This is a genomic window from Parabacteroides sp. Y3-G-102 (assembly GCF_023656845.1).
GTDB classification, from domain to species: Bacteria; Bacteroidota; Bacteroidia; order Bacteroidales; family Tannerellaceae; genus Parabacteroides; species Parabacteroides distasonis.
The window spans coordinates 1-25,241 of record NZ_JAMOKU010000036.1; the positions used below are offsets into that span (position 1 = coordinate 1).

At 47.2% G+C, this 25,241-nt stretch carries 22 protein-coding genes; 7 read left to right on the forward strand and 15 right to left on the reverse strand.

Features of this window, described 5'->3' with window-relative positions:
- Window positions 1-285: 285 nt before the first annotated feature.
- From deoC to mnmG, 6 genes are read right to left on the reverse strand one after another with little or no spacing between them, the layout of a single operon-like run.
- Window positions 286-1,224 (reverse strand): deoxyribose-phosphate aldolase, encoded by a 939-nt coding sequence (gene deoC / locus NBH16_RS16665; RefSeq protein ID WP_057327042.1) that lies wholly within the window; start codon window positions 1,222-1,224, stop codon window positions 286-288.
- A gap of 4 nt (window positions 1,225-1,228) precedes the next feature.
- Window positions 1,229-1,561 carry a nucleotide pyrophosphohydrolase gene (locus NBH16_RS16670; protein WP_005860438.1) on the reverse strand — a complete coding sequence of 111 codons (333 nt, stop codon included), beginning with the start codon at window positions 1,559-1,561 and terminating at the stop codon, window positions 1,229-1,231.
- 2 nt (window positions 1,562-1,563) lie between these two features.
- Complete coding sequence (dtd, locus tag NBH16_RS16675; protein WP_005860440.1) at window positions 1,564-2,016, reverse strand: D-aminoacyl-tRNA deacylase; 453 nt, start codon at window positions 2,014-2,016, stop codon at window positions 1,564-1,566.
- Window positions 2,017-2,043: 27 nt separating this feature from the next.
- Window positions 2,044-3,879, reverse strand: coding sequence for an excinuclease ABC subunit UvrC (gene uvrC, locus NBH16_RS16680; protein ID WP_005863805.1), 1,836 nt, complete (start codon window positions 3,877-3,879; stop codon window positions 2,044-2,046).
- Window positions 3,876-5,513, reverse strand: a complete 1,638-nt coding sequence (gene ade / locus NBH16_RS16685) for an adenine deaminase (RefSeq protein WP_250788889.1) — start codon at window positions 5,511-5,513, stop codon at window positions 3,876-3,878. Before ade ends, uvrC begins: the two co-directional genes overlap by 4 nt.
- A gap of 44 nt (window positions 5,514-5,557) precedes the next feature.
- Window positions 5,558-7,435 (reverse strand): tRNA uridine-5-carboxymethylaminomethyl(34) synthesis enzyme MnmG, encoded by a 1,878-nt coding sequence (gene mnmG, locus NBH16_RS16690; protein WP_005863809.1) that lies wholly within the window; start codon window positions 7,433-7,435, stop codon window positions 5,558-5,560.
- 118 nt (window positions 7,436-7,553) lie between these two features.
- Between mnmG and NBH16_RS16695 the strand changes: the two genes are divergently transcribed.
- Window positions 7,554-8,702, forward strand: a complete 1,149-nt coding sequence (locus NBH16_RS16695) for a metallophosphoesterase (RefSeq protein ID WP_250788890.1) — start codon at window positions 7,554-7,556, stop codon at window positions 8,700-8,702.
- A 145-nt stretch (window positions 8,703-8,847) separates the two neighbouring features.
- Complete coding sequence (locus NBH16_RS16700; protein WP_034531788.1) at window positions 8,848-9,486, forward strand: porin family protein; 639 nt, start codon at window positions 8,848-8,850, stop codon at window positions 9,484-9,486.
- On the opposite strand, the gene NBH16_RS16705 is transcribed toward NBH16_RS16700, so the two are convergent.
- The 3 genes from NBH16_RS16705 to NBH16_RS16715 all read right to left on the reverse strand — a co-directional run bounded on the left by NBH16_RS16705 (window position 9,459) and on the right by NBH16_RS16715 (window position 11,412).
- Entirely contained in the window at window positions 9,459-9,632 is a 174-nt protein-coding gene (locus NBH16_RS16705) for a hypothetical protein (RefSeq protein ID WP_005863815.1), read from the reverse strand. The genes NBH16_RS16700 and NBH16_RS16705 overlap by 28 nt on opposite strands.
- A 28-nt stretch (window positions 9,633-9,660) precedes the next feature.
- A complete protein-coding gene (gene ybeY / locus NBH16_RS16710) occupies window positions 9,661-10,092 on the reverse strand; it encodes an rRNA maturation RNase YbeY (protein WP_005863817.1) in 432 nt (143 codons plus the stop codon).
- A 90-nt stretch (window positions 10,093-10,182) separates the two neighbouring features.
- Window positions 10,183-11,412 carry a spore maturation protein gene (locus NBH16_RS16715; protein ID WP_005863819.1) on the reverse strand — a complete coding sequence of 410 codons (1,230 nt, stop codon included), beginning with the start codon at window positions 11,410-11,412 and terminating at the stop codon, window positions 10,183-10,185.
- An 84-nt stretch (window positions 11,413-11,496) separates the two neighbouring features.
- On the opposite strand from NBH16_RS16715, the gene NBH16_RS16720 reads away from it, so the two are divergent.
- The 5 genes from NBH16_RS16720 (at window position 11,497) to NBH16_RS16740 (ending at window position 15,409) form a co-directional block, all read left to right on the forward strand.
- Window positions 11,497-12,456, forward strand: a complete 960-nt coding sequence (locus tag NBH16_RS16720) for a 2-hydroxyacid dehydrogenase family protein (protein ID WP_122370332.1) — start codon at window positions 11,497-11,499, stop codon at window positions 12,454-12,456.
- Window positions 12,453-13,160 (forward strand): DNA alkylation repair protein, encoded by a 708-nt coding sequence (locus NBH16_RS16725; RefSeq protein ID WP_048926921.1) that lies wholly within the window; start codon window positions 12,453-12,455, stop codon window positions 13,158-13,160. Before NBH16_RS16720 ends, NBH16_RS16725 begins: the two co-directional genes overlap by 4 nt.
- Before the next feature lies 1 nt (window position 13,161).
- Window positions 13,162-13,908 (forward strand): TIGR02757 family protein, encoded by a 747-nt coding sequence (locus NBH16_RS16730; protein ID WP_057327043.1) that lies wholly within the window; start codon window positions 13,162-13,164, stop codon window positions 13,906-13,908.
- A 6-nt stretch (window positions 13,909-13,914) separates the two neighbouring features.
- The gene (locus tag NBH16_RS16735; protein WP_196009362.1) at window positions 13,915-14,517 is read left to right on the forward strand and encodes an LOG family protein; all 603 of its coding nucleotides are present in this window, start codon (window positions 13,915-13,917) and stop codon (window positions 14,515-14,517) included.
- A 61-nt stretch (window positions 14,518-14,578) separates the two neighbouring features.
- Window positions 14,579-15,409 (forward strand): MBL fold metallo-hydrolase, encoded by an 831-nt coding sequence (locus NBH16_RS16740; RefSeq protein ID WP_250788891.1) that lies wholly within the window; start codon window positions 14,579-14,581, stop codon window positions 15,407-15,409.
- Between the two features lie 8 nt (window positions 15,410-15,417).
- On the opposite strand, the gene NBH16_RS16745 is transcribed toward NBH16_RS16740, so the two are convergent.
- The 6 genes from NBH16_RS16745 to nanU all read right to left on the reverse strand — a co-directional run bounded on the left by NBH16_RS16745 (window position 15,418) and on the right by nanU (window position 25,216).
- Complete coding sequence (locus NBH16_RS16745) at window positions 15,418-15,615, reverse strand: hypothetical protein (protein ID WP_227154305.1); 198 nt, start codon at window positions 15,613-15,615, stop codon at window positions 15,418-15,420.
- Between the two features lie 954 nt (window positions 15,616-16,569).
- A complete protein-coding gene (locus tag NBH16_RS16750) occupies window positions 16,570-17,760 on the reverse strand; it encodes a cyclically-permuted mutarotase family protein (RefSeq protein ID WP_250788892.1) in 1,191 nt (396 codons plus the stop codon).
- A gap of 3 nt (window positions 17,761-17,763) precedes the next feature.
- Entirely contained in the window at window positions 17,764-19,839 is a 2,076-nt protein-coding gene (locus tag NBH16_RS16755; RefSeq protein WP_250788893.1) for a GDSL-type esterase/lipase family protein, read from the reverse strand.
- A gap of 21 nt (window positions 19,840-19,860) precedes the next feature.
- Entirely contained in the window at window positions 19,861-21,879 is a 2,019-nt protein-coding gene (locus tag NBH16_RS16760) for a family 20 glycosylhydrolase (protein ID WP_250788894.1), read from the reverse strand.
- 11 nt (window positions 21,880-21,890) lie between these two features.
- The gene (locus tag NBH16_RS16765; protein WP_005863836.1) at window positions 21,891-23,513 is read right to left on the reverse strand and encodes a sialidase family protein; all 1,623 of its coding nucleotides are present in this window, start codon (window positions 23,511-23,513) and stop codon (window positions 21,891-21,893) included.
- Between the two features lie 137 nt (window positions 23,514-23,650).
- The gene (gene nanU / locus NBH16_RS16770) at window positions 23,651-25,216 is read right to left on the reverse strand and encodes a SusD family outer membrane lipoprotein NanU (RefSeq protein WP_005863837.1); all 1,566 of its coding nucleotides are present in this window, start codon (window positions 25,214-25,216) and stop codon (window positions 23,651-23,653) included.
- Window positions 25,217-25,241 lie beyond the last annotated feature (25 nt).

The following is a 25,241-nucleotide window of genomic DNA, read 5'->3' on the forward strand; positions in this document are numbered from 1 at the left end:
TGTGAACCGGTTCAGGAAACAACTTTCAACCCTGTGAAGTTTTTCAGGAGAAGCTTCTCTAAGATGTGAAGTACCTTAGAAAATAACAGTAAAATCTGTGAAGTAAATTTAGGCATAGTCAGATGGCTCTTGTTAGTAAAAAAGTAAGTATGCTTCAATAGCCAATGAAGTTAACTTACTTGACGAAGTCAGTTAACTTCGATGCCAAGGTAAGTTAACTTACTTTGAGAGTGCTTACCGGACACAGGATTCTAAGTCATCTGCGCCCGGTTTAATTAGAATGGACTATTTCCCGAGTCGTTTTTCTATATCACCGACCAGACTGCTCGCTCCTATACGGAACAAATCCTTGTTCAGCCATTCGTTGCCCAGTATTTCCTTTACGATCGTATAATATCGAACTGCGTCTTCCGCCGTGCGTACGCCTCCGGAGATCTTGATGCCAACCTTGTTTCCGGTGATGGAATGGTAGGTTTTGATGGCTTTGCACATGGTATAGGCGGCCTCGAAAGTGGCTCCCGGGTATCCTTTACCCGTGGAGGTCTTGATGAAGTCCGCACCGGAATACATGGCTAGGATGGATGCCTTTTGGATGTTCTCCGCTGTGACTAAAGCTCCGGTCTCTAGGATTACCTTTAAATGGGCGTGGCGACAGCTCTCTTTGATCTCTTGTAATTCTTCCGTCAGTTCCTCGAAATTGTCTTCCATGAAATAGCCTAGGTTCATGACAACGTCGATTTCATCGGCTCCTTGCATGACGGCCATGGCCGTTTCGGCGATCTTGACTTCCGTAAATGTCTGTGAGGATGGAAAACCTCCGGCAACCGACGCGATCTTAACCTCTTGTGCAGTAAGTGCCTGCTTAACCGTTTCCACGAATAGGGGATAGACGCAAATAGCGGCTACGTTCGGGACATCCGGACGAGTTCCCTCGAAATCATTTACCGTGTCTACCATCTTCCAGATACTTTCTTTGGTATCCAGGCTGGTTAATGAGGTCAAGTCGATGCAACCATGAATCGTTTTCAATACTTCCGGTGTAAAGTTCTCTTGGAAATGTTTCTCTAAAAGAGCGTTTACAGCCTCGGTGGTCTGGGTATCCGGCAGGGCCGGCTCAAACTTATTGAAAGCTTCATGATAACGGTCTATCTGTACGGAATTTGATTCGTGTTCATGTTCATGATGATGATCATGTCCACATTCGCAATCGTGATGATGTGCCATATGCTTATAGTTTTTGATTGTTTATATGTCGTTCTTTATCTCGGTCTGTTTTCTTTTGGAGATTCTTCTCGAAAGCGGCGGTAAGATCTACTCCGGTCTGGTTGGCCAGACAGAGCAATACCCATAACACATCCGCCATTTCATCGCCTAAATCCCGGTGTTTGTCACTTTCCTTGAAAGACTGCTCACCGTAGGTACGTGCCATGATCCGGGCTAGCTCGCCCACTTCCTCGGTGAGGATGGTCATATTGGTAAGCTCATTGAAATAACGGACCCCATAGGTCTTGATCCAAGAGTCTACCATTTGCTGGGCTTGTTGTAAGGTTATATCTGCCATACTTATTCTTTATTTTGAGAGTCGATAATAATAGTAACCGGCCCGTCGTTTAAAAGTTCAATTTTCATATCAGCTCCGAATGTTCCGGTTTGTACAGGTTTTCCGAGTTGAAGCCCTACCTCTTCGCAAAAAGCTTTATACATCGGAATGGCGATATCCGGTTTAGACGCTTTTAAGTAGGAGGGGCGGTTCCCTTTTTTCGTAGAGGCGTGTAAGGTAAATTGGCTGACAACCATGATCTCGCCTCCCGCTTCGATAACCGAGCGGTTCATGACCCCGTTTTCATCGTCAAATATGCGTAGGTTGGTGATCTTTTTTGCCAACCATTCAATGTCTTCTTGCGTATCCTTGTCCTCGATACCGACTAATACCAATAGCCCCTTTCCAATTTTGGACTTAAGCTGTCCGTCTATCGTGACGGAAGCGTGCTGCACACGTTGTGTAACTGTTCTCATCTTGTTCGCTTTTTGTTCGCTTTTGCTCTATTTTTGTTCGCTTTCTGTTCGCTTTCCATCCAGTCCCTCTTGTAGTGCCTTGGCTTTCGCCTCGCCAATCACGGATTTCAGTTCCTCGAAGCTTGCTTCCTTGATTCGTTTTACGCTTTTAAAGTGACGTAAAAGTAATACTTTTGTCTTTTCACCGATACCCTTAATGGTGTCTAATTCGGATTTTGTCTGGGTCTTACTTCGTTTATCCTTGTGGAAAGTGATGGCGAAACGGTGTACCTCGTCTTGTATCCGGGTAAGCAGATGGAATAGCGGACTGTCCAAACGCATGCCAACGGTTACGGGTGGGAACCCGAATAATAACTCCGAGGTCCGGTGCTTACCATCTTTCGCTAGTCCGGCGATTGGAATGGACAAGCCTAATTCATCTTCTACCACCGAGCGAACCACTTCCATTTGCCCCTTTCCACCGTCTGTTATAATCAAGTCGGGTAGGGGAGATCGCTCCTCGATCGCCCGCCCGTAACGCCTACGGACGACTTCTTTCATGGAGGCGTAATCATCCGGACCGACTACGGTCTTTATATTGTATTTACGATACTCCTGCTTGGACGGTTTCCCCATCTTGAATACCACGCAAGCCGCTACCGCATCGCTCCCCTGTATGTTTGAATTATCGAAACATTCGATATGAGCAGGCAATTTCTCCAAATGCAAGGCTTCTTGGATCTCTTTCAAGATACGGGTATTCCGCTGTTCCGGATTCAACTTTTCCGCTTGTTTCAAGCGGTCAACCTTAAACTGCTTGACGTTCATCTCGGATAAATCGAGCAGTTTCTTTTTATCCCCTCTTTGGGGAATGGTGAAAGTGACATTCTCTAGCTGCATGTCCAGCTTGAAGGGTACGATAATCTCCCGGGCGGTGCTTTTAAAACGATTCCGCATCTCGATAATACCGAGGCTTAACAATTCCTCCTTGGTCTCGTCCAATCGTTTTTTATACTCGAATGTATAGGCTTGTACGATCGCCCCGTTTCCGATATGCATAAAGTTCACATAAGCGGAATGGTCATTCTCTATGATCGTGAATACATCTATATTATGTAGCATCGGGGTTACGACCGTAGATTTAGAACGGTAGTTCTCGATGACTTCGTATTTTTCCTTGATCTTTTGCGCTTCCTCGAACTTGAGCTCGGCAGCGAGCGATTGCATCTCCTCATAGAGGTGTTTGCTAATTTGCGAGATGTTGCCTCGCAGAATCTCTTTGATCTCGGAAATATTTTGCTGGTATTCTTCCAATGATTGCAAGCCTTCACAAGGCCCTTTACAACGCTTGATATGGTATTCCAGACAAACCTTATAGCGTCCTTGTGCGATGGATTCGGGAGTGAGGGGATATTTGCAAGTGCGTAAAGGGTAAAGTTCCTTTAGCATCTGTAGCATCACTTTCGCCGTGAACAAAGAGGGATAAGGACCGTAATATTGCGATCCGTCCCGAACGATGTTCCGGGTTTGGAAAACCCGGGGAAAGTACTCGTTCTTTACCACGATGGAAGGGTAGGTTTTGTCGTCCTTCAATAATACGTTATAGCGGGGACGATACTGTTTGATGAGGTTGTTTTCCAGTAGTAACGCGTCTTCTTCCGTATCGACGACTATATATTTGATATCCCGGATTTGTTTGACTAACACACGTGTCTTATTGCTGTCATGTACCTTGTTGAAATAAGAGGATACCCGTCGTTTTAGGTTCTTCGCCTTGCCGACGTATATAATCGTTCCGTTTTCATCGAAATACTGGTAGCATCCCGGCTTTTCCGGAATGACCGATAGGATCGTCTTGATATGTTCGTCTTTATCGGCTATCATACGAATAGGGGAGTAAATTGGAATGTCTCGCTATTGAACAAACCTTTGTTGCTAAGTTTCAAGGATGGGATCACCAGCAATCCCATAAAAGAAAGCGTCATTTGTAATGAATCCATCGGGGTCTTTAACCGTTTGATCTTTTCCTCGATCTCTTCGTAACGGCGGCTCGTCTCTTCCAATGATTCGTCGCTCATCAATCCCGCTACCGGCAAGGGCAGGAGAGTGACTTCGTCCATACTGCTTACTGCGATTCCACCTTTAGCCTTTATTACCGCATTGATCGCTTGCATAAGCTCGAAATCGGTTACGCCTATAGCGATGATGTTATGGCTATCGTGGGAAATACTTTGAGCGATGGCACCGAGCTTGAGCCCTGTTCCTTTTATAAAGGCAATAGCCGGAGGAGCCGTTTGATAGCGATTTAGAATGACGAGTTTTAAAATGTCTCGTTCTGTATCCGATTCTACAAATCCATCGAATGTATGTACAGGATATAGTTCTTCTTTCGTGATTAATTCGCAGTCTTCGCAAACAATGACACGCATCTGTTTTCCTTTCGCTTTTACCGTTAGCTTTTCTAATGGGATCGGTTTCGTGTGGAAATTATTGCGGAGTATAGGTTTGTGGAAAGGAAGCGTGCATTTCTCTCCATCGTATACACAGGTTCCTTGTATATAGGTTGCCTGTATGGTTAGATTCTTTAAATTGTTTACTTGGATAAAATCGGCGGAGTCTCCCTCTCGTAAGAAACCTGCGGGAATTTTATAGTGCATGGCCGGATTATAGGAAGCGGCCCGTAATACATCATATAGATCATATCCTAAATCCAGCGATTTTTTTACCATCCTATTTATGTGTCCTTTGTTTAAAAAGGAAGGATGTGCGTCATCCGTACAGAACATGATTTGTTCGGGATACTCTTTCAATAGCGGATGAAGTGAGTCAAAGTTTTTTGCCGCGCTTCCTTCCCGAATAAGGACATGCATCCCAAGCTCACATTTCTCACGGCCTTTTTCTAGATAGATGGTTTCATGATCGGTGGAAATGCCAGACTCGATATATGCCTTTAGCTTGGGGCCTGTTGCTAGGGGATAATGTCCGTCGATGGGTTTCCCTGCTTTTTTTGCGGCTTCTATTTTGCGCATAACTTCCGGATCTTTATTTAAGACTCCGGGGTAATTCATCATCTCTGCCAAGAAGTGTAGATCCTCTCGTTCCAACAAACGAGCGGTTTCGTCTGCGTCTATGATCGCACCGGAGGTTTCCATAATCGTAGCCGGTACGCAAGATGGGACACCGAACCATGTGTAGAAAGGAATCCCTTTCGCGTTGTCGAGCATATATTCGACTCCTTCGGTACCCATTACATTCGCTATCTCATGAGGGTCCGCCACGGCACCGATACTGCCATGGCGTACGGCTGCGTGAATGAATGCCGCAGGGGTTACCATGCTACTCTCTATATGGACATGCGCGTCAATAAAGCCGGGGAGGAGGTAAGATCCCTCATCTTGTCCGGTAGGGATTACCTTTCCGATATGCCCGTTTAGGATTGAAATCTCTGCCCCGAAGGTGCGCCTGTTGATTATATCTACCAGATTTCCTCGTATAACCAGTGTTTTAGCTTCATTCATTTGAATATCTCCTTTAATATGTTTCACGTGGAACATTTCGTGTTTTATCTTCCGAGCAGTACCAAAAGGATGTTGATGTCGCTAGGGGAAATACCCGGGATGCGGCTCGCTTGAGCGATCGTGTCGGGGTCTATCCGGGTCAATTTCTGGCGGGCTTCCGTAGATAAAGACTGGATAGAATTGTAATCGAATTTACCCTTGATCCGGATATTCTCTAAGCGGTTTATCTTGTCCGCTATGATTTGCTCTCGTTTGATGTAGCCGCTATACTTAATCAATATCTCGGCGGCCTCGATGATCTCTTCCTTACGAGAGGCCGGGACTTTGTCCAGCTCCGCACGAAGGGCCGGAACTAGATCCGCTAGGTTCTCCAAGGTAGTCTGCGGACGGAGTACGACATCGAATAATTTGCAACCATGGGATAGGGGGGCTGTGCCCAGTTTCTCCAAACCGCTATTTATATATTGAGGCTTTACGGAGTAGGTCTCCGCAAAACGGATGATAGCGTCACGGCTCTCTTTTTTCTCTCGCAGTAAATCGTAGCGGTCTTGTTTGGCCAATCCCATTTGGTAGGATTTCTCGGTGAGTCGCATATCCGCGTCGTCTTGGCGCAGTAAGATGCGGTACTCCGCACGAGAGGTAAACATACGGTAAGGCTCGTCTACGCCTTTTGTTACCAAATCATCGATAAGGACACCGATATAAGCCTCATCCCTTCCGAGGATAAAAGGTTGTCCGCCGTGGCAATTGATGTGGGCGTTGATACCCGCTACCAAACCTTGTCCGCCGGCTTCCTCGTATCCGGTAGTCCCGTTGATCTGTCCGGCGAAGAAAAGATTTCGGATTTGTTTGGTCTCCAAATTGTGTCTTAGCTGAGTCGGGTCGAAGAAATCGTATTCAATCGCATATCCGGGACGATAGATTTGCACGTCACGGAAAGCGGGGATCGCTTGGAGCGCACGAAGCTGGATATCCAAGGGTAGGGAAGAGGAGAAGCCATTTAGGTAGTATTCCTGCGTGGTCTCGCCTTCCGGCTCTAGGAATAGTTGATGCTGCGTCTTGTCGGCGAACGTCACGATTTTCGTTTCGATACTAGGACAATAACGGGGACCGATACTTTTGATCTGTCCATTATAAAGAGGAGAGTCGGGGAGACCTTCCCGTAATATATCGTGGCAAGTCTCGTTCGTAAAGGTAGTCCAGCAACTCAATTGTTTTAATTTACGATGACTGGTATCCATGTAGGAGAACTTATGGAAATCGTTCTCCCCCGGTTGTTCCTCCATTTCATCGAAGTGAACGCTCCGGCCATCGATACGGACCGGTGTTCCGGTTTTCATGCGATCTGTTTGGATACCTAAAGAGATAAGTTGCTCGGTAAGTCCGGTCGCCGCAGGCTCGGCGATACGTCCGCCCCGTATCTGGGTTCTTCCGATATGAAGCAGGCCGTTTAGGAAGGTCCCGTTCGTAAGCACCACCGCTCCGGCACGGAATACGACATTCATTCCCGTACGAACGCCGCAGACTTGTCCATGCTCGATAATCAGTTCTTGAACCATGTCCTGCCAGATGGATAGATTCGGCATATTCTCCAGTATGCCCCGCCAGCAATCGATAAAACGGGCACGGTCGCTTTGGGCACGCGGGCTCCACATGGCCGGTCCTTTGCTACGGTTTAACATACGGAATTGGATAGCGGTCTGGTCGGTCACGATTCCCATATATCCGCCTAGCGCGTCGATCTCTCGTACGATCTGTCCTTTGGCGATTCCCCCGACTGCCGGGTTACAACTCATCTGGGCGATCTTGTTCATGTCCATCGTGATCAAAAGCGTCTTTGATCCTAGATTCGCCGCGGCGGCGGCGGCTTCACAGCCGGCATGTCCTGCGCCTACTACTATTACGTCGTAATTGAAAGTCATTTTTATTCCCTTTTATTTTACGCGAAGATAGTGAGTGTTCGTGAAAGAATTCGTTTATATTTGTATAATAAATACATACATTGTTTTCAGGTTTAACGAACTAAAGATTTAAGCTGCTATGAATTCTATTCAATGCCGTATCCTTGTTTTCTTTGTTTTACTGACCTCTTGCTTCAGTCCGGTTTGTGGGAAAGATAAGAAACCTCGTCAAGCGATCGAGAAGTTATCGATCGATGGTCCCTATCTATTGAAAGCGGATGATGGTAGTATGCGTGCGATATTTGTAGATGGGAAGGGCCGGTTATTGGATAAGCATTATAAAAGTATACCTACCACCTTTTCATTCGAGGTGTTTTCCGATAACGGAGAGAGATTGTTTCCGGTAACCATACACTCCGTCTCTCGTCCGAAATGGAAAGATGTGCAACCAGAGAAGACGTTTGTTCTTTCAGATCCACATGCGAACTGGTCTTGTTTCGCCTCCTTGTTAAAGGCGGGAAAAGTGATCGATGCGGACTATAATTGGATTTTCGGGACTAACCAATTGGTAATAATCGGTGACGTCTTTGACCGGGGCGTGGATGTACTCCCTATCTATTGGTTGATCTACAAATTGGAGAAAGAAGCGGAGGATGCCGGTGGAAAAGTGACTTTCTTAATCGGAAATCATGAGACCATGGTTCTGGGAAATGATTTGCGATATACGAAGAAGAAATATACTCAATTGGCGGATACTTTAGGAATGACCTATCCGGAGCTTTGGCAGAAAAGCGAGTTGGGACATTGGTTGAAAACTCGTAACTCTATACAAGTGGTCGGAGATAACCTGTTTGTCCATGCTGGGTTGAGCAAGGAGTTTTTAGACCGGAATTACGATATCCCTACCGTGAATGAGATCGTGAGCGATGGTCTCTTCTTGACGAAAAAAGAACGTAATATAGATAAAGGCTCCGATCTTTCTTTTATGTTCGCTACGTATGGACCGATCTGGTATCGGGGTATGGTACGTAGCGCGGATAAGTATCATCCGCTAGACCGGGATGATTTGCGGAAAATATTAGAGAAATATAATGTGAACCGCATCTTTGTAGGTCATACCATTTTCGATGATATCACGACTTTCTATCATTATAAAGTGATTGCCGTGAATGTCGATAATCAAGAAAACAAGGAGAAGGAACGAGGCCGTGGCGTCATGATCGAGAAAGACGGCTCTATGTTTGTCGTATATGATTCGGGAAAACAGGAACCGTTGTTGATCGAGTAATATTTGGTGCTTGAGCTGTCAAGGCTGCTACCATCATGGTGGAGGAAGAAGTGCCTCCCCTAATGTGAAGTAATGAGATAGGGAGTGCAACTTTTATGTATCTTAAATCATCTATAAATATAGATATGTTTTAAATGTAGGAGTTATGAAAAAAGTTGTATTACTGTTTATCTTGTTTGTTTTCTCTTTGTCGCGAGCCGATGCTCAAGAGTTCCATTTTATTCCTAGGATTGGCTTGAATTTGGCAAATACTTATCCCGAAAGTTTTGCGGACATGCGTCCGGGGTTAAATATTGGTGTGGCGGAGGAAATACGTTTTAGTAAACTGTTTGCTTTAGAACCGGGTGTTTATTATTCTATGCAAGGTTATCAAAAAGAAAACGCTAAAGGCGAGACAGCCCGGCTAAAGGCAGATTATTTAAATATTCCTATTTACGCTAAATTTTATTTGTATCGAGGATTCCATCTTTTCGCGGGCCCACAAGTTGGCTTTAATGTAAGGGCGAAAGCTTCGAATTATATTTTCGTCTCGGGTCCTACTCCGGTGCACCAGAGCGAGTACGATTTCTCCGGTGATAAAAAAGAAGAGATCCGGAATTGTGATTTCTCCGTTTCAATGGGGTTTGGCTATACCTTTGACATGGGATTAGTCATCTCCGCCAATTATAATTTAGGATGTACTCATTTCTTTAAGGAGCCGGAATACTCATTAGGTGGAAGCAATCATTTTAGGGGAAAAGATCATAATGGGGTTATTCAATTCAATCTAGGATGGCGTTTCTGATCTCCAGTAAATCGTGAATTAAGAGAGATCGCTTGTTCCTCGTTCAGCCTTGCGGCATGGCTACGTAGGCAATGAACTGCTTTCGGGCATTGCTCGTCCGTGGCGTAGCAATACGTGTAATCGTAAGGTATGTCTTCTGTTTTCATATTTGTGTTTTTGGGATTGATCGATGTTTTATCCCCGACATTCCTCCGGCAAGATCGCTAACGCTCTGTTCTCGTTCTCCTCCATGATCTCCCGCTCGCCGGGGCCTTTGTCGTTGATACCGCAAAGATGCAGGATGCCGTGGATGATGGTACGGTGGAGTTCCTCGTTATAATCCGTGTGGAATGTCTCGGCGTTTGTCCTGACCGTATCGAGGCTGATAAACAGGTCACCCGAGATCTTATTTCCTTCCGTATAATCGAAGGTGATGATATCCGTGTAATAATCGTGTTGGAGATATTGGCGGTTTACCTCCAATATCTTCTCGTCGGAACAGAAGATATAGCTGATATCTCCCGTTTTCTTTCCGTATGTCTCGGCCACTGCCTTGACCCAGCCGCTAACCGCTCTTTTCTTGATTGCCGGAAGCTCGATATCTTCGGCGTAATATGCTATTGCCATAAGGTCTATTTATCGTATTGAAATTTCGTTACAAATGTAATCATTCGATTTTAAATAGATTCATTTCAAATCTATTGATTGCATAGAATGTTAAAAGAACAGATAAGCCATCGCTATCGCCGCTATCGCCCCGGCCAGATCCGCTAACAAGGCGCATTGTACTGTATAGCGGGTATTACGGATACCTACGCTACCGTAGTAAAGAGCAACTACATAGAATGTCGTATCGCAAGAGCCCTGAACGATGGATGACAGGCGACCGACGAAAGAGTCCGCTCCATACGTGTTCATGGCGTCCAGCATCATGCCCCTAGCCCCGCTCCCGCTTAACGGTTTCATCAACATGGTAGGCAGCGCTTCCACGAAATCCGTGTTGAGCCCTATCGAAGCAATGCCGAAACGAACGCCTTGTATGATGAAATCCATCGCTCCGGAAGCCCGGAAGACACCGATACCTACTAGGATAGCTACCAGATAAGGAATAATCGTTATAGCAGTCTGGAAACCTTCTTTCGCCCCTTCTATAAAAGCATCATATACATTGATCTTTTTACGCATGCCGCTGATGATAAATCCGCAGATAATGGTAAAAAGAAGCGTGTTGGCGAATAAAGTCGAATACAAGGAAACTTGCTCCTGTTCCATCGAGTTGAATAACCATACCAGGCCTCCGATAAATAACCCCAGTCCCCCGAAAAACAGGATTAGGTTCCGTTGGAGGATATTGATCTTCTGCCGTACGCAAACCGCTAAAATAGCGACTAGGGTTGATGTGAATGTAGCAAGCATGATCGGCAGGAATACGTCTGATGGATTCGCCGCTCCTAACTGCGCCCGGTACATCATGATGGTGATCGGGATCAAGGTCAGTCCCGAGGCATTGATGCATAAGAACATCACCATGGAGTTGCTGGCGGATTCTTTATTCGGGTTTAATTCCTGTAACTGTTGCATGGCTTTCAATCCCATTGGCGTGGCGGCATTATCCAGTCCCAGTAAATTTGCCGATAGGTTCATGAAGATAGAACCGGTCACGGGATGGTCTCTTGGGATATCCGGGAAAAGCTTGCTGAATACGGGAGCCGCCAATCGTGCGAACGCTTGTATCACCCCCCCCTTCTCTCCGATCTTCATGATGCCCAGCCAAAGCGACAAGATCCCCGTTAATCCTAACGAAATCTCGAAACCCGTCTTGGCCGAGGCGAAAGAAGCGTTGATAATCTCGGTAAAAACAGCGGTATCCCCACCTATGACCAATTTACCGATAGCCACTACAAAAGCGATTAAGAAAAAAGCGATCCAAATATAGTTTAGTACCATAATAAATATATATTGGTCACAAATTTAGGAATTAATTGCCAATTGATTTGTATTTTTGCTTTTTGAATAACAAATAGATCCAAGATGAAGATATTAGTGACATACGACATGTTCCGCGAGGGATTTACCGAGTTGGAAAGTAAGTACGAGGTAACCTTTCCCGAAGGAAGAGATTTTACGTATGAGGAGGTTTTCGAGATGATACCGGAGTACGATGTGCTCTGCTCCATGTTCGATTTCCCGGTAAACAAAGAGTTGATCGACCATGCGTCGAAATTGCGGCTGATCGCTAACTACGCCGTTGGTTATAATAATATCGATGTGGCCTACGCCCTCGAGAAAGGCTTGACGGTGGCGAATACGCCTGATCCTGTCACGGCCCCTACCGCCAATATCGCTTTAGGCTTGATGCTGGATACCGCCCGGCGTATCACGGAATGTGATCGTAAGCTGCGTACGCTTGGTAAGGATATGAAGGTCGGTGTACTGGAGAACCTCGGTATGCCGGTTACCGGACAGACCTTGGGCATTATCGGTATGGGACGTATCGGCAAGGCCTTGGCGAAACGGGCGAATGCTTTGGGCATGGATGTGATCTACCACAATCGCCGTCAGCTTTGCATCGAGGACGAGACCAAATTGAATGTTACCTACGTCTCCAAGGAAGAGCTTCTGGCGAAAGCCGATTTCGTATCCTTGAACGCCCCTTACACCCCCGATACCTATCACATCATCGGCGAGGAGGAGTTCAAGCAGATGAAACCTTCCGCTATCTTGATCAACACGGCCCGCGGTCCGTTGGTAGACGAGCATGCCTTGGTAAAAGCCTTGCGGGAAGGTACGATTCATGGTGCCGGTCTGGATGTATTCGAGTTTGGAGACTATCCTCTCCCCGAGTTATTGGAAATGGACAACGTGGTATTAACCCCTCATATCGGCACCCAGACGATGGAAACCCGTATCATTATGGCACGCACGGTATGCAACAACGTGATCGGGTTCTTGGAGGGCGATCGTCCCGTATCACGGGTACTCCGGCCATGACGGCGGCGTTTATCCTATCCGAGCTACAGTCGGTCGGTACACCCGAGAAGGCGGTTCATTTGAGCCGTTTTTTCAAGACTGGTCCCGGTCAATATGGCGAGGGCGATCAGTTTCTCGGGGTGGTTGTCCCGCAAACCCGCAGCATAGCGAAGGCTAATAAGGCGACTCCTTTCGATGAGCTGCAGCTGTTGCTGGATAGTCCGTGGCATGAGGCACGTCTATGTGCCTTGCTGATTTTGGTCTATCGTTTCCAGGATCGGAAAGTGATGCCGGAAGAGCGGGAAGCCATCTTCCGATTCTATCTGAAGAATATGCGGCGTTGCAATAACTGGGATTTGGTAGACTTGACCTGTCGGGATATCGTCGGCGAGTATTTGGTGGACAAAGATCGTTCCCTCCTCTACCGTTTGGCGGAAAGCGAGAATTTATGGGAACAACGGATCTCGATCGTCTCTACGTGGGCATTTATCCGTCGGAATGATTTTGGGGATACCTTGGAGTTATCCGAACGGTTGATCGGTCATAAACACGATTTGATGCATAAGGCGGTTGGGTGGATGCTGCGTGAGGTCGGCAAAAAGGAGCGGCAGACGCTTACCGATTTCTTGGAACGCAACGCTACTCGTCTTCCTCGTACGGCGCTTCGTTACGCTATCGAGCATTATCCGGAACCCGAGCGGCAATATTTTCTAAAGAAGAAATAACATGGATACAAAGACCATCTCTTTACTTCGTGAATGGGCGAAAACGTACAATACGGAATCGTTTATCAAGGATGATCCGGTTCGATTCCCCCATCGGTTTACGGAGAAACGGGATATTGAGATATCGGCTTTCCTGACGGCGTGGATCTCTTACGGTCGCAGGGCGCATATTCTCCAAAAAGCGGAAGAGCTACACCGGCTGATGGGCGAAAGTCCTTACGAGTTTATCCGTACCGGAGAGACTTCTTTCGCTCCCCTACGGAACCGCCCGGTTCGCGGGCGGGATACCTTTTACCGTTTTTATACCTATCATGATCTGCATCTCCTTTGTTGTCGCCTAAAGGATATATACGATACCTACGACTGTATGGAAGACGCTATGGCCGCCGCCGGTCCTTGCGAAGATCCTATCTTGCGGTTGCGACAACTTTTTGCTGATCTCAATGGCATTCCGGTCTTGCACGGGACTTCCGCTTGTAAGCGTCTGGCGATGTTCTTGCGTTGGATGGTGCGTACGGATGGTACCGTCGATCTCGGTATCTGGAGAACAGCCGTGCATCCCCGCCAATTAATCATCCCGTTGGATACGCATGTGCACCAGATCTCCTTGCGCTTGGGCTTGACAGGCCAAAAAACCGCTACCCTTCGTACGGCCCGTGAGATAACGGACGCATTGGCGAAAGTCTTCCCCGATGATCCTTGTCTGGGGGATTTCGCCTTATTTGGCTACGATATAAATCAAGAATAAAAAGATATGGAAGAAAAGAAGATAAATAACATCTCGTCTGTTTGCGTGTATTGCGCGTCCAGCACGAAGATTCCCTTGGTTTATTTTGACGCCGCCAAGGAATTGGGGCGTCTTTTGGGGGAGCGAAAACTACGGGTAGTCAATGGTGCTGGGAATATCGGTTTGATGTGCGCTGTCTCCGACGCTGCGTTAGCGGCTGGTGGAACGGTAACGGGCGTTATCCCCCATTTTATGGTGGAGCAGGATTGGTATCATAAAGGCTTGACCGAGTTGATTGAGGTCGAGACGATGCACGAGCGTAAACAGCTCATGGCAAACCTCTCGGATGCGGTGATCGCCCTTCCCGGTGGATGCGGTACATTAGAGGAACTTCTGGAGATCATCACTTGGAAACAACTCGGTCTCTACCTCAATCCGATCGTAATCCTCAATATTAATCATTACTATGATCCCTTGTTGGAACTTTTGAGGAACGCCATGAACGAGAATTTCATGCGTCCCCAGCACGCCAAGATGTGGGCGGTAGCCGACACGCCGGAAGAAGCTATCCGTCTCATCCACGCCGAGCCGAAATGGGACGCAAGCCTTCGGAAGATCGCGGCGATTTAATACTATTAGGCGAAAGGAGACGCAGCACGCTACGTCTCTACAATTAAAAATGAATATGATAATGAAAAAACTAGGTTTATTAATGATGTTGTTGCTCCTGTCAAGGATCGCTTTGTTCTGCCAGGCACAGACGGCGGGTATCGAGGAGAAGGAAGTGCTTAGGAATGAAGATGTGATTTTCCATCAGATTGATGAGCATACATGGTTTGGAACAGGTCATTTAATGGCGAACGAGAGCCTGTATCTGGTCGAGGGAGAAACGAAAGCGATCTTGATTGATGCCGGAACAAAGATCAAGGATTTGGATAAGCTCGTGGCTTCCATCACGGATAAGCCGGTTACGCTGGTCGCCACGCATGTGCATCCGGACCATACAGGCTCGGCTATCGATTATTTCCCGGAGATTTATATCAATCCGGCTGATACAATAGGTATACCGGAATTTATGCCGAATTATAAAGGCAAAGTTTGTTTCCTTGAAGACGGTGAAATCCTAGATTTAGGTGGGCGTATCCTAGAGATAGTCTTTACTCCCGGGCATACTCCCGGCTCAACCACTTTTGTGGATAAGGATGCCGCTTATGGTTTTAGCGGCGATTCGTTCGGCTCCGGTAATCTATTGCTGGGAGTTGACTTCTCTACGCTCATATCTACTTGTAAGAAGATGAGTGCGGTGATCGAGAAATATGATATCAAATACCTCTACCCCGGACATTATTTCGGAATGAGCAAGGAAACCCCTCAACGGGTAAAGGATCTAATCACGATGAGCGAGGAGATCTTATCCGGTAAAGCGCAAAGCGAGCCTAACCCCAGCGGCCTGATGGGGTTAGACCGAATATACACGAAGTATGGTGTCCGTATAAATTATAAAGAAGAAAGTATGAAATGAGGGGACCTTTAGATTCTGAACCCGATTTCACTGATAATCTTCAATTCAAGCAATTTCTCCAATATTAATCTATCCATATGAGAGTAAGCGGTTTTTCCGTGTGCTAACTTATATACACGGAAGCCGCTGACATTGAATTCTTTCCCTAATTGATCATACAAGCTTTTCTTGTTTGTCTTAAACCAGTAATTAAATAAGTTCTTCATAATCCGACTTTTGTAATTATCTTTCATTGTACGTTGTTAAAGAGCGTATTTTTACCTACCAGAATTGTAAGTGATGAAAACGAATAGCTAAAACGATCGTTTATATTAGCCAAAAAGTTTGTTTGATGAAGTATTGGTAAAAGATGAATCTCTTATTTTGTGAAAGTGCTGAATAACTTTTAGTTGAATCGCATTTTTGGTCTCAAAAGAATTTCATATATTTGCGGCATGAAAGGGTAAAAAAACGACTAGTTGAAACGATGGTTTAAGCTAGTCGTTTTAAAGAAGCACTTAGGAATGAAGATGTGCTTTTCCATCAGATTGATGAGCGTACATGATTTGGAACAGGAAATTTAATAGCAAACGAGAGCCCGTATCTAGCCGAGGGAGAAACGAAAACGATCTTGACTGATGCAGGCCAATAGTAGCCTATATATTTATTATAGGTAAAGGTGGAATAGCCCCCTCCTTCATGCATGCATCCCCACTGTCACCCTCTTGGCATTCGTAATCGGTTTGGGTAAGCCCTTTATAGAGAGGAGTGCATATCTATGATTGCGATATCTTCTTTTCCCATCATGGCCAATAATGTGCTGCAATTTGAGGCGTATCCGGATGTGTAGGTTATCGTATACTTATTTTTAAGGTAGGCTTATTGTATATTTCCATATACGCTCTTGTTTCCTGTCGTGTGATTCAGTAAAAACATGTACGTGTTTCCCGAAAAACATGTACGACTTTTTCCAAAAACACGTACGTGTTTTTGGAAAGTATAATTGTCTTTTTAAGGTGTTTATGTTCAATGATTTATATAAGAACATTATTTACGTGCTTATTGTCTAGGATTTGCCTTGGGATACGTATGCTCTAAATAGACTCCGGATACTGAAAATCGGGTGGGAAAAGTAAACAGGGATCGTTGGCAAACTTACCAGCGATCCCACTAAATCCCTATTATAATTTCGCTTGATTCACTTGCGGCGTGCGGATACCCGGTTTCAATTCTCCGTTGATGATAGTTAACCGGCCATCTTGGATAACCGCTCCCGCTCCGGCACGGGCCAACTGCTCATATTCGCCCAGATCGCTCCATGCTTTCGTGGATAGGTCGTATTGAAGTAAGGTGGTATTGAATTGGTACCATTCTACCGGATGGTGCATATAGGCCTTGGCTTCCGCTTGCAGGCGGGTAATGGCCGCTGAATCTCGCATCGCCTCCGCTTTCGCTAAATGGATCGGGCGGGCGATGGCGGCTAGGAAACAATCGTAGTTCACACCTCCCATAAATAAGATTTTATCCGTTTGGAAAGTCACGGCACAGCCTCCTGTTAGGGTACGGTTCGTTCCGTCCTTAAACGGGGGAAGAACGGTCTCTTGTTGCCAGGTAAAAGTTGCCGGGTCGAATACCAATACATCCGTTGGGACGATCGGTTCCTCTTCGTTTAGGATGGGCTGGAAGCCTCCGGCTAGATAGATACGTGTGCCGTTGGGACTTTCTCCGGTCGCTAATACCGGCTGTACACGGGCTGCTCCCGGGAAGTCCGGTAGTTGTTCCCATCCCTTTTCGATATTCGCTAGGTTGAGGCGTAAGAAGGTATGGCAGGGCTGTCCGTTCTCATTTCCCCCTGCTACGTAAATCTCCTGTCCGGTAAAAGCGGCCGAGAGATTATCCATTGGAGACGGTAAGGAGGGTAAGGCGCAAACCGCTACCTCTCCTTTCGTGGGGTTATAGGAGATGCGGGAGACCTCTACCAAGGAAGAATCACTGTTGTTTCCTCCGATGCAAACGATACCTTCCGGGGTGGAAACCGTAGCGCCGTAGGCGACGGGACGAGGCAGTCGGCCGATCTCTTTCCAGCCTTCAGGAAGAAGGACGAATATCTCGCTATAATATCGCTTGGCTCCTCCCTCGGTGACGGGTTTGTCCGGAAAGTTGCAACCTCCGGCAACGATCAATACGCCGTTATGGATGCCGGCGAACGGGGCGGAAACGCCAAGGGAAGCCGTATCGGCTGCTCCCGGTAGATCCGGTAATTTTGTCCAGTTTATCATGGTGTTCTGTTTTTTAGATACAGGCTGGCCGCATCCCGCTACGCAGAGTAGCAGGAGGAACAGCCAACCGGTGATTTGTTGTTTATTATGCATAGCTTATTCTTTTATTGCCCGGAACGTAGAGGCCGGCATGCCCGCCTCGTTTACAAGATTCGCTCTCGTGAAGGGTTGCCAGCCGTAGCGTACCAGCTTCGGGTGAGTCACTTGATCGTTCCACACCTTTACTTTCCCGTTCTCTACCACGGCTTGCGCCGGATAGTAAAGTCCTTCCTGCTCGGCGATCTCGAATGTACGGATGGGGTCCCCATCGGAAGTTCTCAAGCCCTTTGCGTAATCGAAAGTGATATAGGCGGCGTTATCGGTAAACGTTGCGTTGCGGAACAAAGGGCCGGATGGGATTACGTTATGTCCGTAAGTCTTGTTCAAGGCCCAATGTGCCAGTCGTTCGCCAATCTCTTTTTTTCGGGTAGGGTGAACGTTTAAAGAATCCCCGCGATCGCTACTAACAGCCATACCCGTATTCGATATGGTTTGCGCTAGGCGGCGTTGGCTGTCCCTGAACCAAGTCCAACTCGGGCGGTCTATGCTGGATAGTTGGACATAGTAGAAAGGCAGGTCTGCGTTCCAATTCTGGCGCCAGCTGTTCACCAATAACGGGAATAATCGTTCGTGTACTTCCATATTATGGGCGTTCGATTCTCCTTGGTACCAAATAATCCCTTTGATGGGATATCGATGAAGGGGTTGGATACCCGCCTCGAACAGATAACAAGGCTCATACGGATGGCGTTGGAGCGGGTTGGACGCTTGTTTGATGTTTAAGGCCGCCCGTTCACGTACCCAATCTTGGATAAAGTCGTTCTTCGTCCAATCCTGTAAGATATCCGGAAACTCGAATTCCAGTGTTTTCCGGTCGATCCATGCCTCCGTAGGCGAGCCGCCAACAGCGTTCAATATCAATCCTACGGGTACTTGTAAGCTATCGGCCAGCATACGCCCGAAGGCAAATCCTATGGCCGAGAAGCGTGCGGTATTCTGCGTGTCGCATACTTCCCATTGGGCGTCGTGGTAATATTGCAGGCGGTTCAATGAATCCAGTACGGAAGCGTCCCATTCCACGGCGTAGGTCTCCCAGCGGGGCTTTAGGTCGAATAAACGGATTTGCGAGTGTTGTTTCGCGTAATCCAATTGTTGCTGTTGTTCTTCCTTTACGCTCTCGTTTACCCGGAACGCCATGTTGGATTGTCCGGAGCATAGCCAGACTTCCCCGGCTACTACATCCCGATAGTTCAGCGTGCGGCTGGGGGTAGAAACCGTTAAGGTATAGGATTTCCCGCTTACCCGCAAGGGATCGAGCGTGACAGTCCATTTCCCGTTCGTACCGGCTACGGTCTCCTTCCTTTGTCCGGCGAGGGTAACGGTTACTTTCTCCCCTTGGTTGGCGATGCCAGATATAGGAAGCGGTTGATCCCGTTGCAAGACCATCCGGTCCGAATAGATGGCAGGAAGCTGTAATCCTCCGTAATCGCCGGTTAGCGCCCCATAAACGGTGCGGGCCAAGATACCGGCACCTTCAGCGTTGGGATGCAATGCGTCGGGCAATAGATCCGGACGGTCATATAATCCTTCCTGCAAATCGACCAAGGTCGCGCCGGCTATCCGGGCGATTTCTTCGATAAGCGCTTGCTCCATCCAGTACCAGTCTCTTGTACCGGATTTAAAACGAGGATGGCGGTGAGATATCGGAGTCATACGGCAAACCCATACCTTGCATTTCGGATTGGCTTTCCGGAAGGATTCGATCAAGGAAAGATAATCCCGAACGAAGTCGTCCCGGTAATTCGGCCATGCCCGAGGGTCCGTATCGTTCAATCCCAGATGGATGATCACGTAATCCCCGGCAAACCTCAGTGCCTTTTGATACGCCTCTTGTTGGGTATAAGGACGATATCCCTTGTTTAATAAAGTAGCCCCGCTATGCCCGAAGTTCTCCACTTCGTAGGCATCTCCAAGCATCTGTTGCAATTGGGCCGGGTAGCAGTTTGTTTCCCTGTTCTCGATTCCGTAGCCGTAGGTCACGCTATTACCTACGCAAGCCACCTTGATTCTTTGCGCTTGCCCCATGAGAGCGAAAGCGAGGAAGATGGATAAGATTCCTATTATTTTTCTCATTTCATTCAACCGAATTAGACGTTATTTAAGTTGTTTATCCGGAGAGTAAACCAGTCCTTCCACCGCTTTCTCTCCATCCGGGGTGACGCAAACGAACGTAAACATCCATTTCACCAGACGGACCTCGGGGGTATTGAACGTACCGACCGGAAGCTTCATGAACACCTTGTTCCAGCCTTTTCCCAGATGGACCGGGGTTGGTTTACGGCTTACGCAGTTCTCGTTCCCCAGTGGGATCTCATTGGACTTCTCCCGGTGGGTAGCGGTCCATACGGGGGGCGTTATCTCTTGATCATTTACCCAGATACGGCTCTCTTTATAATCCCATTTCCCTTGTGAGGGAGGAAGATCCATCTCCGAGCGCCCGTAATTCTGGAATTCGATCCACGCCCCTACGTCTTGCGTCTTGGGCGAATAGATCCAAGTCCATGCGTAAGCGGTATGATTCGGCTGCGGGTCCTTATAGACACCGGGAACCAGCGGTCCCCAGACATGGCGCAGGTAGATTCCGGCACCGATGGCGTCGTGCGTACCGTAATTTTTCCCTTCATAGGTATATTGCGCTTGAAGCGACTTTTCCGGAGGGAAAGAACGGGTCAGTTCCCCATCATTCGGGAAAGGGTCGGTGATACGCCATCTCACGTTGGTTTGCTTGACGTAGGCGAACGGGTATCCTTGGAAATGATGTTCTTTATGCCATAACATCCGCCGCTCAAAATCGACAAATGCCTTATGCTCCTCGTTATCGGGATCGATAGGCAGCATCGTTCCGTTCTTATCGAAATATTGATAGCCGCCGCCCAACCAAGAACGTTCGGCGATCGCTAATAGATTCGGATACAAATTATTCTCCCGGATCAATTTGTCCTCCGGCTGTACGACCCGGTCGTGCCATACGGCAAGGATCGTACCCGCCAAATCATGGCTTCCTTGCGGTTCATTGTAAATACGGCTGGTGTATAAGCCGATCAAGTCGGCGAACGTATCAAAATGGTTGATATAATGGAAACGGGAGTCGATCGCAGGAATGCCCGGTCGCGCTTTTCCCCGGTAACTCCACATTTGCTCCATGTCGATCTCACCCGGTTTGTACTTCCATCCCGGGTTCCAAGAGATCACTTGTTTCCCTTTCGCACGGATATAAGCGACCATCTCGGGTACGAACTTCGGATTGGTAAACTTTACCTCGTCCGTACCGATATGTAAGTAAGGAACCTCCTCGAATACCTCGCAAACCTCATCCATCAATAGTTTTAAGATCGCCATACCCTCCTTGCTCTGCATATCATGACGGAACGCCCGGATGAAAGCGTCGCTATGCCCCGGCATATCGATCTCCGGGATCAATAGTACGTTATGCTCCTTGCAAAAGCGAACCAGCTCCTTTGCCTCCTCGATCGTGTAATATTTTCCGGGCATACGGCTCATATTGCAGCTGTCGTTCAGCATCGGAAAGATCTTGCTCTCCAGACGCCAAGCTTGGTTCTCCGTGAGATGCCAATGAAATACGTTCATCTTGTAGCGGGAAAGTACCTCGATCTCCCGTTTCAGTTCTTCCATGGAGATATAGCTCCGCCCCACGTCTTGCATGAATCCTCGTGTGCGGAAAGCGGGCCAGTCGGTGATCTCGCAGCCTTGGATGGAATATCGCTTCCCTTGCCGCTCGGTCAGTTGGCGCAAGGTTTGTATCGCCCAATAAGCTCCTTGCTCGGATACCGCCCGGATGGTTATCCCCCGGGAAGAGACGCTTAGTTGATAAGCCTCCTCGGAGTTGAGGGGGATTCCGTCCAATTTGTCAACCAAGGAAACCTCTATCTTGTATCGGCTGTCCGGTTGGACGCTTACCGGCAGCTCCTCCAAGAATTCCATTAGGATGGAACGGAGTTTCCCTTCGGAAGAAACCGCGATTTCCTTCGGATGGAACGAAGCGTTTGTCCGGACGTATTTTTGGGGCAAGGGCAATAAAACAGGATTCCGGGCCTGTAAAGACCCGGAAATGCCTATATATACAATAAGAATAAGATTCAGTATTGATCTCATAGATTGTTTCTCTAAGGAATAAGATCTGTTAGCTTAATGGCTTGGAAGGTCATATGCGCCACGCTTGACTCGTAGAAGATTCCAACCGTTTCCTTATCGATCATGGAGAGACAGGAATATCCCCAGCCTTCGGCCTCGTCTAATAAGACTTGATGCTCCGTAGGCCAAGTAAGTCCGCCGTCCAGACTCGCCTTGATCGTGATATGATTACGCCCTTTTGTCGTATTCGGGTTGGAGAAGAGTAAAAGGTCTTTGCCGGTGATGTTGTCTTTGGCGTTTACCTTGATCAAGCTGGCCATACAAACGGGTTCCTGCAAGGCACTGCGGCTGGAAGGATGCTCTGTCCATGTCTTGCCTAAATCTTTTGTCGTGGCTACGGCACGGCTACCGCCCCGGTTATCGCGCATATTTAGCATCAATACGCCCGGCTCTACCTCGGCAACTTGTGCCTCCGTGGTATTCGTGCGGGCTAAGTTATGCAGGTGCCATGTTTTCCCGCGGTCTTTGCTATACATAATGCCGGCGTTGGGCACACGGGTAGCGTCGATAAACTGGATCGGGAAGACCAAGGTACCGTCTTGCATCGTGATGCCTCGTCCCGGGCCTTGCAATAGGAAATACCAAGACGGGTCTTTTACTTGAGACGTGATGTTGATCGGTTCGCTCCACGTCTTACCATCGTCTTCGCTTTTCACGAGCATAAGTTGGGCGGTCTCGTCCGGTGTCATTCCCGGCATGGAGTTCCACCAAGCCCGTTCGTTACCCATACCATGCGTCCATGCGGCTACTACCCAGATCGTATTGGTCTTTTCGTCTACCAAGATCGATGGGTCTCCCACGCCGTTTTGTCCGTGGGGCAGGCCATCCGTTTGTTTGAAAGTCATGGCTACTCGCATCGGTTCCCAAGTTTGTCCCTTATCGGTACTGCGGCTTACTCCGATATCGATTTTCTCTTGCAGGTCCACGCTGCTATTATAGCGAATATCGTAGACTCCGAGTAATGTTCCGTTATTCGTCGTCACTAATCCCGGGATGCGGAAGGCCGCCGATCCGTCATCCCCGGCTTGGCGTACGCCGATACCTACATGGCGTTCGTCCACCTTTCCTTTCCAAGTGATGTCGATCGGTTTGTTGTTGATCTGGGCGTTAGGTATCGTGGTCGCTACTTTTGCCAATAAGGAAGTCTCAGGCTTCATCTGGATACTTACCCAGAAATAGTTGATGCCTTTAAGCATCGGTTGCTTAGAGGTTAGTTTTACCGTGCGCGACAAGGGGGCGGTAACCTCATCTTGCCGTACGGAATAAGATTCAAGAGCCTTACGGGTATTTCCCGGTATATGGCTGGATATGTACGTAACGGGACTGAAATGTTCCCCTTTACGGGATGGAGCTTCCACTCCGCTATAAAATAGACGTATCGCTTGGATGTCCGACAGATTGACATTGTCTCCGATCTGTATCGTGATCTCGTTTAATACATCCCCTTTTTGGGCCGGTATCCGCATCTCGTAAAGTACATTGTCGATCCGGTCTATCAAGATGGGGATTTGTTGCTCTCGCACATAAAGACTGTCTGCCGCAAAAGCCGTTTGTACGATGAAAAGAAGGCAGAAATACAGGAAAGTTTTTTTCATGATGTTTTTTGTTTGTAGGTTGAAATTAATAGATATGTGAATTCCAAAGGTAGCGATATTCATTCATATGAACAAAGCCCCTTTGGAATTCGTGCCAAAAACCTAGTTATATCCAATCGCCTTAAACCTATGTACGATTAGTATCCGGGAGTCTGTTTCAATGCGGGATTGTTTGTCAATGCATCCTCGTTGATCGGCCACAAAAGACGAGACTCTTGTGCGGTCGTGTATTTCAAGACATATTGATTACCGAAACGTCTCAAGTCATACCAACGCTTGCCCTCGAAGAAGAACTCGCGCAGCCGTTCTTTCAATATAGCTTCCATCACGTTCTCATCGCCCCCCTCAAATGGGTTATCGTTATAGAAACTTCCCTTGTCATTCGGATAAGCGACCTCGTTTTTATGTGCGTTGAAATATTCAGAACCGTAAGCACGCTCGCGTACGGCATTGATCTCCGTGGAAGGATCTTCTCCTAAGAGAGCTTTAGCCTCGGCTAGTAGTAACAGGGCATCGGCATAACGGTAAATAGGATAATCATCCAGCCAGTTACGTTCGTTGCTACCCTCCAATGTTGTTCCTTGGAATTTGTATGCGAATGGAGCGATGTACTTTATGCTTCCGTCTTCCTGTTTTTGATAAACAGCTTTCAAGGTTCCTGTCAGACGGGAATCATTTTCGCGGAAAGTTTTCCAGTAATGATCTTTCTTAACTTGGTAACGCATTAAACCGTGGAAATTATAACCCGGAATTTCCATGAATGGGGTTCCTGATTCATCGCAATAGTTTGCCATGTATTCACGTTGCGGAACCATGTTGTTTCGCCAATTATAATCTTTCCACATGGTGAATTCATCTTTGATACTCTTGAAAGCGAAGATGATCTCGCTATTCTCCTTATTCCCATAGGCGAATACATCAGTAAACTTATCCTGTAGCTTTAGGTTGCCGTTTTGTTGAAGATCTTGCAAAGCAGCCTTGGCGGTAGAATAATCTCCTGTACCTCCACCCATTTGGCGACCACTCCATAAATAAACTTCACCTTTTAGTATCAATGTGGCTGATTTAGACCAGTAGCCTTTTCCATATTTGTAAGAATAATCACTACCGAAAGCATTGACGGAAGCGTCAATGTCTTTCTTGATCTGGTCCATGACCTCACTTGCTGGAGATGCCGCTTTTTCCAAATGAGAGATATCCAGTTCGTTACCTAGAGTAGGTTCGGTTACCAAAATTACATCTCCCCATGAACGTAATAGATGGAAATAAATATACGCACGCATACCATATGCTTCACCTAAGAAGTAGTTCTTCTCATTTTCATCTAATAAGGTAGTCTCGTTGGTCTTACGGATCATGAGGTTTAATTGGTTGATTGTCTCATAGAAATCTCCAAAATTGCTGATGCCCGTAAATTCAGCGTTGATCGTATTATACGGATATCGTTCTACGCCTTGAGTGGCTTCACCTCCGAAAGGCTGGTCGCCATAAATATCGGCACGTGGTTCACCCAGTACGAATATATTATAGCTACGTAAGCGAAGCAAGGAATGCAGACCTGTATTGAATGCCTTGAATTGGTCCGATGATTTCCAATAGTTAGCATCGGAAATACTGCTGACTGGCTCCATGTCCAACGAGGTGCATCGATTGAATGTCAACAAGGACACAGCCACCATAAAGGTTATAAATATCTTTTTCATATGATGTTTAATTTTTATGCGTTAA

Bases quoted from the DNA above. Each gene is read 5' to 3' on its own strand.
- uvrC (WP_005863805.1), bottom strand. From the start codon at position 3,879: ATGATAGCCGATAAAGACGAACATATCAAGACGATCCTATCGGTCATT.
- ybeY (WP_005863817.1), bottom strand. From the start codon at position 10,092: ATGGCAATAGCATATTACGCCGAAGATATCGAGCTTCCGGCAATCAAG.
- NBH16_RS16700 (WP_034531788.1), top strand. From the start codon at position 8,848: ATGAAAAAAGTTGTATTACTGTTTATCTTGTTTGTTTTCTCTTTGTCG.
- NBH16_RS16760 (WP_250788894.1), bottom strand. From the start codon at position 21,879: ATGAGATCAATACTGAATCTTATTCTTATTGTATATATAGGCATTTCC.
- NBH16_RS16750 (WP_250788892.1), bottom strand. From the start codon at position 17,760: ATGCATAATAAACAACAAATCACCGGTTGGCTGTTCCTCCTGCTACTC.
- NBH16_RS16705 (WP_005863815.1), bottom strand. From the start codon at position 9,632: ATGAAAACAGAAGACATACCTTACGATTACACGTATTGCTACGCCACG.
- NBH16_RS16670 (WP_005860438.1), bottom strand. From the start codon at position 1,561: ATGGCAGATATAACCTTACAACAAGCCCAGCAAATGGTAGACTCTTGG.
- ade (WP_250788889.1), bottom strand. From the start codon at position 5,513: ATGAATGAAGCTAAAACACTGGTTATACGAGGAAATCTGGTAGATATA.
- mnmG (WP_005863809.1), bottom strand. From the start codon at position 7,435: ATGACTTTCAATTACGACGTAATAGTAGTAGGCGCAGGACATGCCGGC.
- dtd (WP_005860440.1), bottom strand. From the start codon at position 2,016: ATGAGAACAGTTACACAACGTGTGCAGCACGCTTCCGTCACGATAGAC.
- NBH16_RS16720 (WP_122370332.1), top strand. From the start codon at position 11,497: ATGAAGATATTAGTGACATACGACATGTTCCGCGAGGGATTTACCGAG.
- nanU (WP_005863837.1), bottom strand. From the start codon at position 25,216: ATGAAAAAGATATTTATAACCTTTATGGTGGCTGTGTCCTTGTTGACA.
- NBH16_RS16745 (WP_227154305.1), bottom strand. From the start codon at position 15,615: ATGAAGAACTTATTTAATTACTGGTTTAAGACAAACAAGAAAAGCTTG.
- deoC (WP_057327042.1), bottom strand. From the start codon at position 1,224: ATGGCACATCATCACGATTGCGAATGTGGACATGATCATCATCATGAA.
- NBH16_RS16725 (WP_048926921.1), top strand. From the start codon at position 12,453: ATGACGGCGGCGTTTATCCTATCCGAGCTACAGTCGGTCGGTACACCC.
- NBH16_RS16730 (WP_057327043.1), top strand. From the start codon at position 13,162: ATGGATACAAAGACCATCTCTTTACTTCGTGAATGGGCGAAAACGTAC.
- NBH16_RS16695 (WP_250788890.1), top strand. From the start codon at position 7,554: ATGAATTCTATTCAATGCCGTATCCTTGTTTTCTTTGTTTTACTGACC.
- NBH16_RS16740 (WP_250788891.1), top strand. From the start codon at position 14,579: ATGAAAAAACTAGGTTTATTAATGATGTTGTTGCTCCTGTCAAGGATC.
- NBH16_RS16715 (WP_005863819.1), bottom strand. From the start codon at position 11,412: ATGGTACTAAACTATATTTGGATCGCTTTTTTCTTAATCGCTTTTGTA.
- NBH16_RS16735 (WP_196009362.1), top strand. From the start codon at position 13,915: ATGGAAGAAAAGAAGATAAATAACATCTCGTCTGTTTGCGTGTATTGC.
- NBH16_RS16755 (WP_250788893.1), bottom strand. From the start codon at position 19,839: ATGAGAAAAATAATAGGAATCTTATCCATCTTCCTCGCTTTCGCTCTC.
- NBH16_RS16765 (WP_005863836.1), bottom strand. From the start codon at position 23,513: ATGAAAAAAACTTTCCTGTATTTCTGCCTTCTTTTCATCGTACAAACG.